This is a genomic window from Candidatus Uabimicrobium helgolandensis (assembly GCF_041508025.1).
Lineage (GTDB): Bacteria > Planctomycetota > Uabimicrobiia > Uabimicrobiales > Uabimicrobiaceae > Uabimicrobium > Uabimicrobium helgolandensis.
On record NZ_CP165719.1, the window covers coordinates 5,198,685 to 5,216,500 of the forward strand.

Consider the following 17,816-nt stretch of genomic DNA (forward strand, 5'->3'; position numbering starts at 1 on the left):
AATAGTTATTTCCTCTTTAGAGCTTGCAATTTACGTTCTTTTATTTCCTTCAGAGATCTCAGAGCATATACTCTTATCTTTTCATTTTTATCACCACAAGCGATTTTCAATTCTTGAACAGCATTCAAATTTCTCAACCCACGCATAATTTGCATGCGAACCTCAAGGTCTTCGTCTTGTGCAAATTCTGACATTATCTTTACAACAGGTGACTCCCATCCATTTAATACTGCTAGTAAAAATGCAACATTTTTTCGCGCTGGATGATCTTTTTTTCTTAATATTTTTGCTAGTTTATGCGCAAAATAATATTTTGTATCTGCGCAGAAACCATCAATACCTATTTTGCGAATTGCTCTTCGAGCTTCCTCACGTACAAGATGATCTTCGTCATCAAGCATTTTTTCTAAACTTAAAATAATCGACAGTGGCAATTCGTCCAAATTTTCAAAAAACTCCTTATTTGAAATATCAAAATCAAAAGTTGCATCACTAAGAGCTCTATGACCATAATATCCTAAAACATTTATACACACTTTTTTTGTGTAAATTATATTAGACTTCAACCCCTCTCTCAATATGGCTATGTGGTTACCTTTGATATCCTTTATTGCGTCTATGACACGAGAATCAAAAAAATAGCCTTTAAATGTAGTCATAAGAGGCTCAGTCGCTTTTTTGTATCTCATCTCTCCAAGAATTTCTAACTCATCCCAAAAAGAGCTCTCATTTTCACGTATAGAACTTAACAAACAAGAAGTTGCTTTCTTTTTAATTTTTTGCAACTCAACAACCACTTTCTTTTTTACATTACTGTTTCCGGTTTTCCACTGCTTTATCAATGCCTTGGCTTTTTCAGTATCAAGATTATCTTGTGTAAATAAGACAGTTACTAAGATAAACACCAATATAATTTTTTTACACATATTTTTCTCCATACATCTACAGAAATTCGGTTCTACGTTTTTTGGCAATCAACAGTTCCTTAATTTTCAAAGATTCTCCTGCAATATATTGTTGTTGAGCAATTTCACTATTTTCCGCGGCATAGGCACACAATAATTGAAATCCACAAAATAATACGTTGCATTTGTAACCTTCTGAATTTGATAAAAACTTTCTTACAAAGTAAGACACATTCTTGCAGAAAAAATTCATTCTAATCGTCATTTTCGCTGTGAAAATGAACATTACTAATGTAGTATAAAATATACATAACTATTTGGCTGTAGGATTTTAATGACATGAAAATAAAGCTGAAGAAACGTTTCTCTATTTGGGAACTCATGGCTATAGTAGCCTGTGCAGTAATATTAATAAGCTTTTTGCTACCAAATATTTTACGAACTTTTATTTTTATTAAGTTAACAATTTTTGATTACATTATCGTAAGTGGTTTGCCTAGTTTTCTTCTGTTTCCAGTCTCTTTTGCTATATGGCACAACTTCAAATTTGCACTGTTTTCTTGTTTTGCGATAGCTGCTTTTTTTAGTGCAATTTCTTTTTGTATCAATACGTTAATAATATCTATAGAATTATACAAATATCACCACAATATCTACTTCAATAAACAAGACCTTTATGTTATCAATTTGCTCATACTTCCATGGATATATTTATGGACAAGGCTTACGATAATAACTGTGCTTGAACCATTGTTGTCGATCAAAAATAAAGCAGAAGTTTAAAACTTGATAGCCTATCAAAGTCAATTAATAAATCTTTAGGTTCTTGAAATATTCTATACTTTGGGCAGTAATAATAAAACACACAACTTTTAGAAAGAACGGTTATCAGAGATGGATTTTGATGATGCAAAAGAAGTTTTAGCTATTCATAGTGGTTTTTCAAAAACATTTGATTATTCTAATGAAACAGATTTTCTTGGAACTTTAAGGCCATATCAAGGCATTGAAGACGAATATTTTCACGAGATAGTAGAAGCTTTATTTTCTATTCAAGATCACTTTAAACAAGATGTTGTGGATAGAGAACTAATGCTATACTTGTGGGAGATATGTTCCTCTACTATATGCCTAGCATTAAGAGAGGGCAGTCTATTAAGAAGAAATAAATTAATTTCAGATGAAGACCTTAAAAAGCTAAATTCTTGGATCCACATAATCGATAGTATTGGTAGATACCTATTAATAAAGTTGAGTTTAGCAGACATTATCTTTTCATATGTTGAATACTTACAAGATAATCATTATGGCGAAAATATTGAAAATATAATACCTTTCTTTTTAAAGGCCCTAGAAGCAATAGACCCAAAGAACGATATTAATGGCATATGTTACGCTGTTTTAGAATTGCTAGCTCAAATTGGTTCAAAAGCAAAATTTTGTTTGCCCTCGTTGCGCAAATTGTCCAAGAAAAAAAGTTTGAAAAAAATATCTAAACAAATAAATTACGCAATTTTAGAAATAGAAAAATCATAAATTATAATGAAAATTTGTTTTAGTATGTACTTGGCAGCAAACCTTTAAGCCATAATTCAGATTGCCTACGAAAGAAAAAAATGAAGACGATACTATTCTGCATATTTACATGCAACTTACTATTTATTAATGCACAAAAAATAAATGTTGCCGTGGACAAACAACTACAATCATTAACAATTCGTATTGAGAATCCATACGGTGATGCATTTGAAGTTGCGGAAACAATTATGTTTTTAACTACTTGTAGTACAACTTATTTACTGCACAGTCCATTTTATAAAGAAATAAGTAGCTATGAACAACATTGGGCAGCTTTAATCTCTTGGAGCCTAAACTCTGTAGGAGAAAAAATCGCAGAGGTGCCAAAGACAAATACGTTACTTATCGAGATATCAGAAGCTTTAGAAAAACAGGATGATTTTGCTAAAAAAGTGTCTTATCGTTTGATGCGTGAAAGTTTGCTTTTGGCGTGGAGTCCTCACATGCAAGATTTTATAGCACGTCATTTGCAACTGCGGCGTTTATCGCAGTTGATCTCACGCAAGGAAAATAAATGCAATGACCTTTACTCGGTGTCCTTTAATGACAAAAAAATCATTTTTACCACTACATTTGCTAATTTGTTATGTGACAAAGATATGAAGAAAATACAATCACTTTTACAGGCATACTACTCCAATATTCCACAAAGTTTTACTCAGTATCCCGACATTACACGGCGGCTAAAGGCATTGTACCCGTATCCTGAAGAAATTCCTGAACAGCAATACCGAAGTGGGATAGCAATAAATACATCTGAGCGAATGTACCAAATCTTTCTGCAATATTCTATGTGGGAGAGACACGTTTTAAATACACATAAAATTGCGCGAATATATTCCACAGTTTTATTGTCATCGCAAGAGTATTCAAAACAAGGACAACTTGATTTGCAAAAAGTAAATGTGGTTGCTAATGCCATAGAGAAAAAACTTTACAAAACCTTCTTGTTTCCCATTGATGTCAAGCGTATAAGCTGGACGGATTTGAATAAAAGACATAGCAGAAAAGATAATGTGTCTTTGGATCTGCAAGCATTTATTGCCGAAAGTAGTCGTCAGTATGGCAATAGGCAAAAAGGATGGCATACCGATGTAGTGCTTTCGATTTCTAACTTGTCGGAAATCCCTATGGAAAAAACAGTGTATGCGGAAGCCAATTTACACTCATATAATCAAAATAGTTACTTCAAAATGCCGTTATTTCAACGTAAAAAAGATAAACTTGTCGCGATGGCGTCCGATGTTGAAGTTAAATACACTGGTTCTCGGTGGTTGATAAAGTTGAAAGACAAGACAATGTACCTTTGGTCATTGGAAGGACATATGCGTTTCTTTTGTGATAACAAGAATGCGAAAAAGGAAATTACACAGCTTGTTATTCATCAAGCACATATTTCCTTGGAAAGTATCCTTGTGTACGAACTAAAGGGACGTCATATAAATCCGCAGCTTGTAAAAAGTACATTTGAAGATCTATCGATTCGCAAACAACGTGATAACGACTATAGTGTATTTTACTGGAATATTGGTTTCGATACGGGAGTCACAATTGTTCCAGTTACATCACAATTACAATTAGGTGGTGCTCCCTGAGGAGGTCTTTATGACTTCCTAGTTTGGGAAGAAAAAAACGACGATATAAATAGCCTTAAGAATTTGAGTAAGGCTTATGATATGGAATTTCTATTGATTGTTGATCAGGAAACCTTACCACAAGATCTATTTACTTATAAAAGTTTTATGGAGATTAAAGAGAAAAGCGATCAACTATCAACTCGCGAAATGTACACAGTGTTAGAGAAAATGTTTATTACAAGACACAAACGCCCCTCTTCTATTTATTTCAAGTGGACCGAAAATTTGTCAAATTTTTATTCGCAAGTTGACGAAGATGAGCGCCGCATACCGATGTTTAAATACTGGTATGATGGTAAACAAAAATTACGCATAGATATTCCCGAAGGATTTACCAAACCTGATAATTATAAATGGAATGACCATCCAAAATTATTTTTTCCATACAGTTTACGCCGAGAAAAATCGGTGAGCATATTATTAAAATTGACAGACAAAGCAAATCGACAAAAAATCAAGTACATCATGCGTGGCAAGAAGGTATTTACAAGTGTCACCAAATAGTCGATTTTTTTATGAAAGTTTAATTACGTGCAACGGCAAGAAAAACATGTAGATCGAATATTGAGAAACAACGTATCAAATAGCATAATCGATTTTCTCAAAGAAAAAAATACTATAGAGTCTTTGAGTTGTAGTGTCGATAAGTCAATTCAGCAAAACAACAGAGACAAATCCCTCAAAGTTATATTGCAGTATTTATGGGTTCAAATACAAATTTTACAGATTGCGGAACCTCATAAAAGTGAGACTACACAAATTAAAATTCATCCATACATATGGAATTTATTTGTAAGAACAGCGTTGTTTCTAAAAACAGACTTCGCAATTGTAAAACAAAAGAAAAAGATAGATAGTTGTGTCCTGGTATTTAGTTTTCCAATACTCATAATTCTTGGTGTAATTTTCAGGGAACTTCATCAGCTATACCTAAAAAATGCAACTATAGCGCTATACGCACTTATCTTTATAACAATACAATCGCTGTTAATGTTTGGAATACTTTTTATACCACAATACCGAAAGAAACATGAACTAATCCGCTATTTTACTAAAGTAGATCAAAATCATATAAACATCAAAAAACTCAGCCAGTTTTCACAAGATTTTTTCCCTTTTAAAAGTGAAAGTACTTGGAACTATTACAAAGAGAATTCTCACAACTTAGATATCTACAAAATAAAAACTTTATATGGTCGTAGTCAAAAATCTGAGCGACAAACGCCAAAAGTAGATACAGGAAAAACTATTCTTCTTCAAGAGGCTTTACTATCAGCTCAAAGTTCTTTTTATGGCTGGGGAAATATACCGGTATTAATTGGGTATTGCCATAAGCTGACTTCTCAAATAGATGAAGTTTGGAGTAAAAATGGGCGACGTTTAGAAGAGAGAAAAGTTCTAGGCTCACCTGATGAGGCTTGGGTATTTTACCACGCAGGCTTTGTTAAGATTCCACTCGAAAAACATGAACTACTTACGAAGAAGTATCGTATCGGTACTAGCTATATCATGGTATTTTTTAAATTTTTTATTGATACTTCAAATAATCTAGTGAAACGCAAAGAAGTACGAGGAAGTCTTGCTGGGCAAGGAGTTGAATATCAAATAATAATCAACAATCAAGAAATGACAATAATTCCCGGTCATTTTTCGATATCGTAAATTGAAAACTTTAGTATGTATATAAATTATTTACTTTAGCTAGCAGAAAGTAAAATTAATATTGTACTATTTGGAGTAAGATTTATTGAGCGTTTTTCTCTTTGGAAAAACAGTGAAACAATACTTTAAGTAGGAGGACTCCAGCTATTTATATACCAAACTACCTTTATAAATTTCGCGAAGTATCAAAAAATTCACTAGACATACTTAGAAATAGTCAAATATATCTTTCTCCAGCAAGTGCTTTAAATGACCCTTTTGAACTCAAAGCTAACTTTTTTTACGGCAAAGGAAATTTTAATACAAGTTTTGCGCAGTATATGAACCAAAAACAGTCTAATATGTCAGAAAAAGATGCCAAAGAATTTGTATCATCGGATCTTTTTAGAACGGATTTAATAAAACGATTGAAGACCAATCATTATATATTTAGCGTAAGCGAAGTTGCAAATGGTGCAGGACTATATAACTATCAGAGTTCACTAACATGTGACGACATAACATTATTTTCATACTATGCAAAAGGTCATACCGGTTTTGCCATTGAATTAGAGACCCGACACCTACCGCAAAGTTTTCTCCAATACTGTAGTCGAGTTCTATACACAGACGTTTATCCTCGAATTGACATGTCATGTACCCAGGAAGAAGTCGATCACAAACTAGTAGAAATAATATCAACTAAACATAGAAACTGGAGTAACGAGAAAGAGTGGCGCTTTGTACTTGATGCTGGCAACCTCGAAAAAATTGACTTAAATATCAAAAGCAAAGGGAAGGGCATTATTTGTGACATTCCGAAAAAAGCTATATCTTCTGTAATTTTAGGCTGCAAAATGTGCGAGCAAGATATCCAGACTATAATTGAGATAATTAAAGATACACACATACGAATATACAAAACACACGAACACAACACTAAGTATCAATTAGATTTAGAGTTGATAAAAAACTACTAAAAAAACACAAGCACAAAGTAAGGCAGACCTTACGCTGTCTTACTTAACGAATAAAATCGATTACATTGGCTAGCTACGCCGATACAAGGTATTGTATCGTTAACAATCTTTAAATACTATGGTCGAGCATTACTTCTGACACTTCTCAAGTTACATTTGTGGCAAAATAGCTTGCAAAAATTTGCTAATAGATGAAGTCCTATCTTGAAGTGATGAGTACGATAACTTTTCTTTAGTCATTCTTCAAAAGAAGACGAAACTTGACAAAACTTGACAGCTGGTATAAGCTGTAATCAAAGCGTATACAAAGTTCTAGCTTATATAAAATCTACTTAAGAGAGGAGGTGACGCATTATGGATAATTACTTTTTTTGGTTAGTTTTATTCGAAGTACTTATAGTAGCAACAAACCTGTAGGGGCACTACAGATTTGCTAAACAATTTCATTATAAGAAACCCCACGTCCACACGCTTTGCTAGATTCACAAAACTTTGTATCGTGGCTATTTCTTATAACTTCCACTATACCTCTACTATGTTTTATTTGTCAAACTACTAACATACAAACCCATGTCATACACGAACATATCTATTCGTAAACGTGATATTTTTGCTTACCTAAAGATTTACATCAAAAAACACGGGATGGCTCCCACACTAAATGAAATTGCGAAGGAATTTGGAATTAGCCGTGAGCGTGCAAACCAAATACTCGACATCCTAGTTACAGACGGAAAGATCCGCAAAACAAATGATGCTGCGCGTAATATAGAACTACTTTAGACCATGTCTACAATGGCAGGTACACAGTAACGTTGTTATTTCCAAGATCAACATTATCTTTTCCTACCCAAATATTTGCGGCAAACGTACAGTGATAAATCGCCTCTACACTTGTTCCAAATATGTCTCTGCTTGAGATTGTATTGTTGGCAATTGTCATGAGTTTACTCAACCGCTTAGGGTTGTATCGCGTCAATATAATCAATAGCTGAGCATCGTTATTTATATAATTTTGATAACTCAAGCAGCGTTTTCTCCACTCTTTTGATTGCACGGTAAAGTTATCCACTTCGATATAGTAATGTAGGGTTTTATCGCTCTTTGTTGATGTGATTTTTAAATCAGGTATCAATTCCTGGTCACGTAAAAAATTACGTCTAGTTTCAATGGTAATTTCGTCAAACAAAACCCCTTGGTACTCCTGGCTTTGTTTCTGCCACATTGCTGCGATCCACGCCACACTTAAGTCGTGGTAAATAAAATTGCCGTTACCACTACCAATGTTCATTTCCTCAACATCGGCAAACTGCTCGCAAATAGATAGAGCTTTTTGCGCTCCTTTTTTTGACAGGTAGTATACATATTCGCGCCCTGATTTAATCGGCTCGTTTTCAATCATTTTACGTAGCAATAGCTTGCGATCAAAGACCGCTTTTAGGGTTTTTTCTATGTGGCTTTGTGAATAGTCTGGGAACAAGTATGTTGCCAGAGTTTTAGATAGGTATTTATTTTGCGCAATAAATACTAATATTTTATAGGATAATTTTATTGTTTTGTTTGTGTGCATGTGTTTGGTGTTGTTAGTGCTTGTCAGTACCTATATTTATTGGTGTTTACGAGGTTGATTATGGAAGTTTTTTTGATAAAAGAGTAGCAGTTTCGCGAAGGTTACGAAGTTGTATTATTTGCTTTACTGTTTGTATAAAAAACTGCACTGGTGATCGTGGTGTTTTACGCTGTAAAACTGCTTTACGTTTGGGTTGAAAAAATAGGGAGTTTTTTTCTCCCTATTTTTGTTTTTTGTTTAAGTTAGATGTCGAGTGTTTCTTCAATAGTGATCGTTTCGGCCATTGTTTTGCTATTTAACTGTGAAAATAGAGCTGACATTGCTTCACGTTCTTCTTTGTTTTCTATGTATTCTTGCGACTTGAACGTTGGCACATAGTATTTACCTTTTGCAGAAACTTTCAAGTTCAGTCCGATTGTCAGTTTGAAATCACGCAGACAGATATTTTTGCCTTGGGCGATACCTTGCTTTTTCTTGAGATACATCGTACCTAAGAAGCCTTTGACAACAGGAATTGCAGAGCCGTGAAAACAAATCCAAAATGGCAAACCGCTTTGATCGAGTCCTAGAAAACTGATTACTTCTTTACATTGTGGTGGTTCATCTTTCCATATGGCGAAATGGCAGTGTACAATTTTCTTGTTGGCCATAGTTGTAATGCAACGGTCGCACTTGGGGTTATGCCCTGTTTTTTCTTTTACTTGAGGACTAGGCACAACTCCGTCATAGCTCCAGCATTCACGAGTTCCTGAGTAGTCATCTTTCTTGAAAAGTATACGACCATTGGCTCGCTTTAGAAAAATAACATTTTCCAACTCCGAGGATTCTTCGCCAGTTAAAACATTGCGAAAGTTACCTGGTTGCGCATCCTCTATTCTCGTCGTTGGTTGCGTAATTTTGTAGCGCGGAATTACAATATCGGAGTCGACAAAGCCTTCTTCGTCGGGTACCATTTCTTGTGCAACTTCTGGTGGCTGATTCTCAGTACGCAACATAACTTCGTTGATCGATTCCCCATTTTGCTTTTGGGCTTGTAGTTCGCGTAATTCTTCTAGCTTCATATCTACCTCCTAAGTAGTAGTCTCGACTTGTACAGACGATGCGCATTGATGGCGAAAAGCACACAAACAACAACCACATGGTTGTATAATTCGCATCGGAAAGTATTTCATTTCAATACCCGCGGCAATCTGCAACACCTCGAACTCAAAATCTAAAAGCATGTTTCTCGGTCTGCTACATTCGATAAGAGGATTGCCTTTTGCTTCACTCTTTTTGCCTTTTTTTGCGTTGCGTTTGTATATATCTAGAAAAGGTAAATGATAGTAAAAAACTTGCGGAACTTGGGCAATAGCAATTTGCAGAGTAGAACCATCCACACTAGGAAAAAAGTTTCCTTTCCATGTTGCATAACTCGCGAGAGTTAATGATAAATCTCTTTGCAAATACGCTTCCCCTGGTGGCTGACTTGAAGTGCGTAATTTTACAAGTTCAATACCATCATCACTGTTCTTGCGAATCAGATCTATTGATCCTGTGAATACGATGTCCCCTATCTGACATTCATAGGGAGTATTAAAGTGTAAAACGTCGCTGCTTCTTTCGGCTTGTTGATAGCGCAAACACCAGGTGGTGATATCTTTGAGGATCTTTTCTCTTTTACTAACAGCAGGCTTGGCTTTTGTTTTCTTTGTAGCGCGTTTTTCCATAACAACAACTTCTTCAAGTTCTTGTTGATTTACGCGAGGATCATCCAACTCTTCGTTCCAAAAAAAATCACATTGCTGCTGGATATCATCCTCGGTAAACTTGAATTTATTTTCGTGCATCCAAAAAATAACTCGTTTTGTAGCGATAGACCTACACAGTGATACCGTTTTCTGTTGCGCAACATGTTCTTCTAGTACTTTGAGTTTGTAAGCGCGTGGACATCTCATATAAAGCTCTAAATCACGAACAGAGATTACTTTCATGTTTGAGAACCTCCTTTTCTACATCGAGTATCAAGTGCAATACTTTTTCTACCTGAGATAACACTGATAAACAAGCTACTCCAATCTTTTCTCATACGTTGAGCATATGATCTGATATACAAAAATGAATTGCCTAGCGTACTTTCTATTTGTGTACCAACGATTTGAGCAAGAACTTGCGCAGATAGCTCAGCAACAATTTCTTGTTCTTCATTTTGTCCATTCTTGAGTTTACCCAAAACGCGACGGTGCGAACTATGCGCTAACTCGTGGAAAAAGACAATTTCATGAGGACTAGCTAATCTTATCTTCTCTTGTTCTCCTGATGATTGATAGTAGCCATAGTAATCACTCGAAAAACCAATTGCTGAAACATCAATGTTCCACTCTCGTGCTTTATCTAGCAGAGGAAATTTAGGCAGCTCTAATTGCTGATAATCTAAAATTTTACCCTCGGTTTGTTCTACAGTAAAAACAGGTAAAACAGAAAATCCTTTTAGTACATACTTCTCATTTTCTTCGCCATTGTCATCCTCACATTTCACTTTGTATTTTCGCGGTGCAAAAATATAAAACGCTTTTTCTTCTTTCTTCACATTGCGCTCTACCTTTTGCCATTGTTTCCAAGTACGAGCATCTTCGGTGTTGTGCAAATACATCAAAATACGATTTGATAATGACCAGCGATTTGATGGAATATCTAGCGTAGGAAAAGTGGCAATTTTTATTGCTTTAGGTACATTTCCTCGGCTAAATAAGCCAATAATATGTTGCAAAGTTTTTTGGATGAGTTCTTTTCTATTTGTTTTCAAAACATCTCCTTCTAACTTAAATTTTAAAGAACAATTACATTTCAGCTGTATTTCTCGAACATATTTATTGAGAAATGCTGTGAGCAGTTTAAAACTCCTCACTCCTACCTTCCTGTCCTTGGCAGAGGTCTATTTACCAACAACAGGAATCAAATACTCGTAGACCAAGAATTTGATATGTTCCCATAAACACAGGCAGGAGCCAAAAGTCATAAAATTAGAAATTACTCATCGTATAGTCGCGGAACGACTCCCAATTCTTTGCAAAGTTCACAGTAAATATTTGTACGTTGAGGTATGTATTTGATTTGAAATCTCGTGAAGGGTTGTTCTTTTTCTAGCTGCTGTTTTATTTCGTGCAAACGATCAATGTCACCCTTTGCATCGATAATATTTGTACTACCAACTCTTTCTACTACAGGATAGTCAGCAATAATTTTACCGTTTTGATCTAAACCTTTATCAAAGTTAGATAAATCGTTGTCGAGAATTTTTTTACGAAGATTGTTTTTGTAGGCTTGTAAATTCATATAGTTGGGGATAAGTGTTATTCGCACTTTTTTATAATTTTTTATAAATATATATTTTTTTATTCCTTAGTATCGGTCTCAGCGGTTTCCTGTAAAACATTGATCTGCGTGGTTGTGGAAAGATATATAGTTTTTCCACAAAGCCATAATCTGTTTCGACTCGAAACTTCCACAGTTAATCCGTTTTTATCCACACCGATTGATCAAGTAATTGATACTCATAATTTCCCCAAGCTTTTCGACTTCTAGTAAGTCTACGACTTATAACGTTATATCGAAGTAAAGTCTTTAATCCACGTGATACAGAATCTGTTGATATACCGAGTTTATGTGCCATGTATTTTATGCTGGGGTAGCACTTTCCTTCACGATTCGATAGGCGACAAAGCACCATATAAACCAAACTCGCCTTGGAGCATTGTTTTGCATAATTATCAATATATAAATTTTGCATGTAAAATACTTTATTCATACTGTAAAAAATTATAACCAGGTAAATTGTTGATGTTTTTACCTGGTTATTTTGTTAATAAATTCAGCGCCATTTATGCACCATCATTTGTTGCCGTTCTTCAATTATCTTTCGTATCTCTTGGGTTTCTTCTGGAAAGAAGTCTTCTAGAGTTTTGTCATAAACAACACATAGCTTATAACAATCCCTTACTAACTTTGGCATATGTGTCTCTTTCTCTAGTCTAGAGAGACGTGAACCATTGATTAAAGTAAGAAGAATCACATCCAAACGACTTTTCCCTAATGACTTTCTGATTTTCTTAAATTTGTTTGTCATACATTTCTTTGTTCTATTTCAGTATGGGTTAAGTTTGTTTTTTACAAAAGGTCGAAAGTGATAATCAGAGATGATTGCCAAAATAAATGCACAATTATGATTGTCACTTCTGCCTTTTTGTTTCTTTTTAAAAGAGCTATAACATAAAAAAGACACTTGCTGCAATTGCAAATGTCTCTCCCCCGTATCTATTTATGACAAGAATACTAGAGTCTGTCTATACTTAAAAGGAACGGATGTACACTATCTCATTAAATCAAAAAAAATGCCCCTACAAGTTTATCAATCGAAAACACTAACAAAATTGCACAAAGATTTTTGTGATTATAGCCTTTTTGAAAAAGGTTATGCTCGTGGAACGATAAGGAATTATCAATATAGTTGGAAGACTTTAAATAGTTTTTTTGCACTTGAAAGTCTTTTTGATATTAGTGAAGAAATATTGATGCAATTTTTTTATCGAGGACAGCAAGAAAAACACTGGAGTAAAAATACAATTCTTCACCATCGCAAAAATTTAATGCCTTTCTTCAAGTGGTGCACGAAAAAAAAGCTAATCAATGAAAATCCATTAGAACAGATTGGAAAGCCTAAAATCGAATCAAAAATACCTGAGCATTTTACGAATGAAGAAATAGAAAAAATGATGTATTTTGTTTTAAAACACCAATACTCTTCAGGCTTTATAAGGAAAAGAGATTATGCGCTTCTTTCGACTTTACTGATGCTTGGATTAAGACGAGAAGAATTATTGAGTTTGAAGTTGTTGGATATCACTTTCAGCGAAATGAAACTCAAAGTGCGTGCACAAACCTCAAAATCAAAAAAAGATCGCTTATTGCCCATTCCACAGCGTTTAAAAGATATATTACTTGAATATATTGCAGAAAGAGACAAGCTAGATAAAAGTACGTTGTATTTGTTTACTTCATATAATTCGGATTCTCGTTTTACTAACAGCGGTTTAAAGCGATTACTCAAAAGAATTCAAACAAAAACAGGCATCTATATTCATACGCATAAATTTCGACATACTTTCGCAACAAAAGCTTTAGAAAGTGGTGTGGACATCAAGACATTACAAACACTTATGGGACATAGTAGTATAGAATCAACGGTTATTTATTTGCACACCACAGTAAAACATATGCAAAAAGAATTGGAAAAAAACCAAATCAACTATTTAATCTAGAAGTCCAAAAAACTGGAGAATTCAGATCAAATAAATTTAGCTATATTGTTTTCATAATAAATTCATTAACCTTACTCTTCAATTCCTCAAATCCATACTCCGTATCAGAAGCTACAGCTTTATTCATGTTATACATCGCCCAACCATAAACGCGCTTAAATTTACGATTTGAAATTTTATATTGAGGGAAATTAGTTTCGAACCATTTACGATATGTTTTCTCGGTTAAGCCTTTAAATTTATAGTCATTAATATAAATAAAATTTAAAAGCAAAGTTAATGCTAAACGCTTATTACCATTGGTAAACAAATGACCACGATTAATTGAGATAAACAAAAAAGATGCCTTTTCAAAAAAACCCTTGTAGTAATTTGTTTGTATTTGAACAAGAATCGACTCAAGACGTGTAATGCCTCGTTTATTAGTAAGATAATGAGGAGTTACTTCTTCTGGAGAAGACGCTAAAGCTATATCAAATAATGAATTTTTACAGTCCTTCAATGTAATATAATTCATATAACTTATTCTTTAGCCAACTGCTTTAAAACATCCCCAAAGTTTTTGCGAATTTTTTGTGCCGCTTTTTGTTTTTTAGCTGCTAGAGATAATTGATCTTTTACTCGCCTCTTTCCAGTTTTTGAATTTATCTCTAATTTCTTTTTGCTAGATAATGTATTTCGCATATTCTTATGAATTTATTTTAGATTAGATTACCACCTATGTCTTTGCTTGTCTATTAAGACAATTATATGATAGAGTAAATCTAATTAATCGTTAGCCACCAAAAGTCTTGGCTGATGGTCCAAAAACAAGAAATTTAAACTTTGTAAAAATAGCCATATATAAGCTAATATTAGCCAAAAAGTGCCAAAAGTGGGAAATAAGCCTAGAGCCAACAGCCTTTTAAGCTGATGGTCGATGGTTCGAGTCCATCTTGGCCCACCCTTTCGCTAACCTTAGCACCGCAGATAGCTAAATTTTATTTTTTTTGTTCTTATAGGACCATTAGCCAAAGGCTGATGGTCTTAATTTATGAATTTACAATTACAAAAACTTCACCAAGATTTTTGCCGTAAACAAATTCTTAACAACTGCACTCCGCGCACTATCAAATGGTATAGAAATTCTTTTGAGTACTACGCCAAAGCTACCAAAACAAGGAAAATCCAAGACATAACACAATATCATTTAGAAATTTTCTTTTTCGAGGGAATAACTCAACGGAAATGGAAAGACACAACTTATATGTCTTATTACAAAGCGATTAAATCTTTTCTTCGTTGGTGTACAGAGGAAGGTTATTTTGAAGTAAATCCCATTGAAAAAATCAGCAAGCGCAAAGGGAAAAATCAATATATCCCTGAATATTACTCCAAAGAAAAAGTGCGAAGTATATTGAGCGCGGTAACTTCTAACTACCAAAATGACCGTTTTCTTTTTGTCAGAAATTATGCCATTATTTCAACGCTGATTCATTCAGGTATTCGTAAAAATGAACTTTTGAGATTGGAAGAAGATAGTTTCGACTTTGAACAAAAAGTACTATCAGTAAAGGCCAGTAAATGGAATAAAGATCGTGAAATCCCAATTACTGATAACTTAGCCATCGCTTTAAAAAGATACGTCATTGAACGAAATAAAAAACAACCATCTTCAAGTCAACTTTTTATATCCCACACCAAAAAGAAAATAACCGAAGATGGTCTTAACCATTTTTTTAACAACTTGAGTGAACTTGTAGACTTTAAAGTTTCATCACACCGTTTTCGCCATACTTATGCCACAATGCTGAGAAGAGCAGGCGTTGATCTAAAGACAATCTCTCGATTATTAGGGCATTCTAGTATACAGGCAACCCTAATTTATTCTCATGTTGTCGATGATGATTTGATAGATACGGTGAATAGCAAATTACCAAAGTTTATTTAGGAATTAGTTTGATCGAATGTGTTAAAAATAGTCTAAAACAATGAGGAATTTGCAACCTAGTACCTGTTTTTTTTATGCAAAGTATCTTACCAAGAACAAAGAAAAATTGACACAACTGCAACTTACTGTTATATTTTTTTCAGTAATAATTTTAGTTTCAGAAACAGGAAAATTAAATTCTTTTCTTAACACCAATCCTTAAAAAATAACTACTTCGTAATCAAAAACATGGTGGATAGACCAAATGAATGAAGATATATTAAAAAGATATGTCCATTTGAAGAGACTTATAAAGAATTTACAAAAAGAGTTAGATGATATATCTCCTAATGTTTATTCGATTGTTTCACCATACAAAAAATTAATAGTAGAAGGTGCAAATTTACAAGCAAATATATGTAAGTCTTGGGTTTACTCTAACGAAGTAGATCTTTTAAAAAAAATATTAGAACAAAAAAAACAAGATGAAATAAAAAAAGGTATCGCCAAACTCAAGAAAGAAACAAAGTTTGTTTCTCTTTTTGAAGTAAAAAAGGAAAGCGACGTCCTCCCCATAAATCAAGAAAAACATGACAATCAAGTCGATTCAGTAAAGCAAGAAAATATTAAGAAATTAGAAATAATAAGGGGGAAATATCCCAAAGCTTACCAAAAATGGTCTTTAGAGGATGATCTAAAATTAGAACAGAAATTCCAAGAAGACACTAATATTAAGAACTTAGCAGAGGAATTTCAAAGACAACCAGGAGCGATAAGAGCTCGTTTGAAAAAGCTGCGTTTAATAGAGTAATAACGAATTCGATATCAGTCTAGATATAAACACTTTATACGCTTGTTATCCTTTTATAGTTTTTTAGCTCTTTTCGAGCAGACAATTCATTTTATTTCTTCGCTTTACATTTTTGACACCGTTTTCATATCTGGTTTGAAGCGGTTTTCAAATTACTTGGCATTGTAGCTTGATAAAATTCTAATCAATGTACACCTTCGAAAACTATTTAAAAGCAATGTAACAACCGATAATAGTATCATTTTTGGGATAATAAGATTTATTAAAACAAATGGCATTGCCATAGGTTACATTCAACATTTTCATCATCTTATCGTGTGAAAATGATATGTTAGCTTGCTTACCGTTGTACATCACTCCTTTTTCTTGCACTGGGTTTATAATGACTAGTGCACCGTGATGAACAAGCATTTTTTTACAATATTCGAGAAAAACACTCTTGTTTTCTACGAATGGGAAAGTCAGTTTACAAAATATTACATCAAAATGATTGCTATAACGTTGCGAAAAATGATTGATATTATCTAGGTTTATTTGGGTAAATTTTGCATTGGCAATATTTTGTGATTGCGCGTACTCTAAAGCAATTTCACTTCCATCAACTCCTAGCACGAAATCACTTATACGAGAAACCTGCGTAACTAGTTCGCCACGGCCGCACCCTAAGTCCAATGCATTGGTAAAACGATTTTTTTGTAAATTTTGCAGCACTTCGTAAGTAATCAACTCAAAAAGCACTTGATTCAACTTTAGGTATTTAGCATCTTCTTTGTAATATTTATTCCAATTTGTTGTCATAAAATTAAGAGAGGAAGACATTTTAGCCTTCCTCGGTATTAATTATTTTGTTTGTAACTTGTTAATATTTTTATATTTAGTCATCTGAACATGTGCATGGATCAGGAACACAGTCATCTTTTTTATTTTGATTCTTTGTGGCATCGATGCTTGACATACATGGATATCCTTCTTGGCACGAAACATGGCAGTCGTTATCACAATTAGACTTTACTTCCCAGATTTCAGCATCAAACACAATATTATTTGCCAACATATAGTTGACCGTTGCTTGCTTACCACCAAAGTGTTTTTTATCTGTATTCGGATTGTCGTTTGGTTCGTGGTGAATAAACGGTACTCCTAAAGATTTGGAGAATTTTGTATACGCTTTTGTGTACATGAGAAACTCATGCCAACCAATATCTACCTTTCGAGAAGGAGACAAACCTTTTTTATTTCTGCGGCCAAAGCTATTTACGTGTGCACATAAAGACAAAAAGTCGATTGTGCTGTTGAGTATTCTGCGCGATTCATCTAAACTAAAATTGTGTTCTTTCGCTATACGTTTTACAACTCGATCAAAATCGACAGAGGATATTTGCCCTCGTTGAAATGTGGGCGTTTCTTGAGTAGTAGCTACTATACTCATTCTAAATCTCCTAGATTCTATGTTTTGAGTTATCTCTAACTCTAAGGAACAATTGCAAG

General features: G+C 33.9%; 21 protein-coding genes and 1 tRNA gene. 10 read left to right on the top strand and 12 right to left on the bottom strand.

Annotated features, from left to right (window positions below):
* Positions 1-5: 5 nt before the first annotated feature.
* Positions 6-926 (bottom strand): HEAT repeat domain-containing protein, encoded by a 921-nt coding sequence (locus UABHE_RS19055; RefSeq protein WP_372364846.1) that lies wholly within the window; start codon positions 924-926, stop codon positions 6-8.
* Positions 927-1,799: 873 nt separating this feature from the next.
* Here UABHE_RS19055 and UABHE_RS19060 point away from each other — a divergent pair.
* The 6 genes from UABHE_RS19060 (at position 1,800) to UABHE_RS19085 (ending at position 7,524) form a co-directional block, all read left to right on the top strand.
* On the top strand, positions 1,800-2,441 hold the full coding sequence (locus UABHE_RS19060) for a hypothetical protein (RefSeq protein WP_372364847.1): 642 nt from the start codon (positions 1,800-1,802) through the stop codon (positions 2,439-2,441).
* Between the two features lie 80 nt (positions 2,442-2,521).
* On the top strand, positions 2,522-4,078 hold the full coding sequence (locus UABHE_RS19065) for a hypothetical protein (protein ID WP_372364848.1): 1,557 nt from the start codon (positions 2,522-2,524) through the stop codon (positions 4,076-4,078).
* A gap of 81 nt (positions 4,079-4,159) precedes the next feature.
* Positions 4,160-4,624, top strand: coding sequence for a hypothetical protein (locus UABHE_RS19070; RefSeq protein ID WP_372364849.1), 465 nt, complete (start codon positions 4,160-4,162; stop codon positions 4,622-4,624).
* A 60-nt stretch (positions 4,625-4,684) separates the two neighbouring features.
* A complete protein-coding gene (locus UABHE_RS19075; RefSeq protein ID WP_372364851.1) occupies positions 4,685-5,782 on the top strand; it encodes a hypothetical protein in 1,098 nt (365 codons plus the stop codon).
* Between the two features lie 341 nt (positions 5,783-6,123).
* On the top strand, positions 6,124-6,741 hold the full coding sequence (locus UABHE_RS19080; protein ID WP_372364852.1) for a DUF2971 domain-containing protein: 618 nt from the start codon (positions 6,124-6,126) through the stop codon (positions 6,739-6,741).
* A gap of 570 nt (positions 6,742-7,311) precedes the next feature.
* Positions 7,312-7,524, top strand: a complete 213-nt coding sequence (locus UABHE_RS19085; protein ID WP_372364853.1) for a LexA family protein — start codon at positions 7,312-7,314, stop codon at positions 7,522-7,524.
* Positions 7,525-7,531: 7 nt separating this feature from the next.
* On the opposite strand, the gene UABHE_RS19090 is transcribed toward UABHE_RS19085, so the two are convergent.
* The 7 genes from UABHE_RS19090 to UABHE_RS19120 all read right to left on the bottom strand — a co-directional run bounded on the left by UABHE_RS19090 (position 7,532) and on the right by UABHE_RS19120 (position 12,416).
* Positions 7,532-8,221: a hypothetical protein gene (locus UABHE_RS19090; RefSeq protein ID WP_372364854.1), complete on the bottom strand. Its 690-nt coding sequence runs from the start codon at positions 8,219-8,221 to the stop codon at positions 7,532-7,534.
* 332 nt (positions 8,222-8,553) lie between these two features.
* Positions 8,554-9,372 (bottom strand): hypothetical protein, encoded by an 819-nt coding sequence (locus tag UABHE_RS19095; RefSeq protein WP_372364855.1) that lies wholly within the window; start codon positions 9,370-9,372, stop codon positions 8,554-8,556.
* A gap of 9 nt (positions 9,373-9,381) precedes the next feature.
* Positions 9,382-10,284, bottom strand: a complete 903-nt coding sequence (locus UABHE_RS19100; RefSeq protein ID WP_372364856.1) for a PD-(D/E)XK nuclease family protein — start codon at positions 10,282-10,284, stop codon at positions 9,382-9,384.
* Positions 10,281-11,096, bottom strand: a complete 816-nt coding sequence (locus UABHE_RS19105) for an ArdC-like ssDNA-binding domain-containing protein (RefSeq protein ID WP_372364857.1) — start codon at positions 11,094-11,096, stop codon at positions 10,281-10,283. Before UABHE_RS19105 ends, UABHE_RS19100 begins: the two co-directional genes overlap by 4 nt.
* 224 nt (positions 11,097-11,320) lie before the next feature.
* Positions 11,321-11,653, bottom strand: coding sequence for a hypothetical protein (locus tag UABHE_RS19110; protein WP_372364858.1), 333 nt, complete (start codon positions 11,651-11,653; stop codon positions 11,321-11,323).
* 148 nt (positions 11,654-11,801) lie between these two features.
* Complete coding sequence (locus tag UABHE_RS19115) at positions 11,802-12,098, bottom strand: helix-turn-helix domain-containing protein (RefSeq protein WP_372364859.1); 297 nt, start codon at positions 12,096-12,098, stop codon at positions 11,802-11,804.
* A gap of 63 nt (positions 12,099-12,161) precedes the next feature.
* Entirely contained in the window at positions 12,162-12,416 is a 255-nt protein-coding gene (locus UABHE_RS19120; protein WP_372364786.1) for a hypothetical protein, read from the bottom strand.
* 265 nt (positions 12,417-12,681) lie between these two features.
* Between UABHE_RS19120 and UABHE_RS19125 the strand changes: the two genes are divergently transcribed.
* Positions 12,682-13,608: a tyrosine-type recombinase/integrase gene (locus UABHE_RS19125; RefSeq protein WP_372364860.1), complete on the top strand. Its 927-nt coding sequence runs from the start codon at positions 12,682-12,684 to the stop codon at positions 13,606-13,608.
* Positions 13,609-13,648: 40 nt separating this feature from the next.
* Here the strand turns inward: UABHE_RS19125 and UABHE_RS19130 are convergent, their stop codons facing one another.
* Positions 13,649-14,125: a type II toxin-antitoxin system death-on-curing family toxin gene (locus tag UABHE_RS19130; protein WP_372364861.1), complete on the bottom strand. Its 477-nt coding sequence runs from the start codon at positions 14,123-14,125 to the stop codon at positions 13,649-13,651.
* A 5-nt stretch (positions 14,126-14,130) separates the two neighbouring features.
* Positions 14,131-14,292, bottom strand: a complete 162-nt coding sequence (locus tag UABHE_RS19135) for a hypothetical protein (protein WP_372364862.1) — start codon at positions 14,290-14,292, stop codon at positions 14,131-14,133.
* Between the two features lie 181 nt (positions 14,293-14,473).
* Here UABHE_RS19135 and UABHE_RS19140 point away from each other — a divergent pair.
* The 3 genes from UABHE_RS19140 to UABHE_RS19150 all read left to right on the top strand — a co-directional run bounded on the left by UABHE_RS19140 (position 14,474) and on the right by UABHE_RS19150 (position 16,328).
* Positions 14,474-14,551, top strand: a tRNA-Lys gene (locus tag UABHE_RS19140).
* Between the two features lie 90 nt (positions 14,552-14,641).
* Positions 14,642-15,538, top strand: a complete 897-nt coding sequence (locus tag UABHE_RS19145; RefSeq protein ID WP_372364863.1) for a tyrosine-type recombinase/integrase — start codon at positions 14,642-14,644, stop codon at positions 15,536-15,538.
* A 244-nt stretch (positions 15,539-15,782) separates the two neighbouring features.
* Complete coding sequence (locus UABHE_RS19150) at positions 15,783-16,328, top strand: hypothetical protein (protein WP_372364864.1); 546 nt, start codon at positions 15,783-15,785, stop codon at positions 16,326-16,328.
* A gap of 204 nt (positions 16,329-16,532) precedes the next feature.
* Here the strand turns inward: UABHE_RS19150 and UABHE_RS19155 are convergent, their stop codons facing one another.
* Both UABHE_RS19155 and UABHE_RS19160 read right to left on the bottom strand, forming a co-directional pair.
* The gene (locus tag UABHE_RS19155) at positions 16,533-17,147 is read right to left on the bottom strand and encodes a methyltransferase domain-containing protein (RefSeq protein ID WP_372364865.1); all 615 of its coding nucleotides are present in this window, start codon (positions 17,145-17,147) and stop codon (positions 16,533-16,535) included.
* A 55-nt stretch (positions 17,148-17,202) separates the two neighbouring features.
* Entirely contained in the window at positions 17,203-17,757 is a 555-nt protein-coding gene (locus UABHE_RS19160) for a hypothetical protein (RefSeq protein WP_372364866.1), read from the bottom strand.
* Positions 17,758-17,816: the final 59 nt, after the last annotated feature.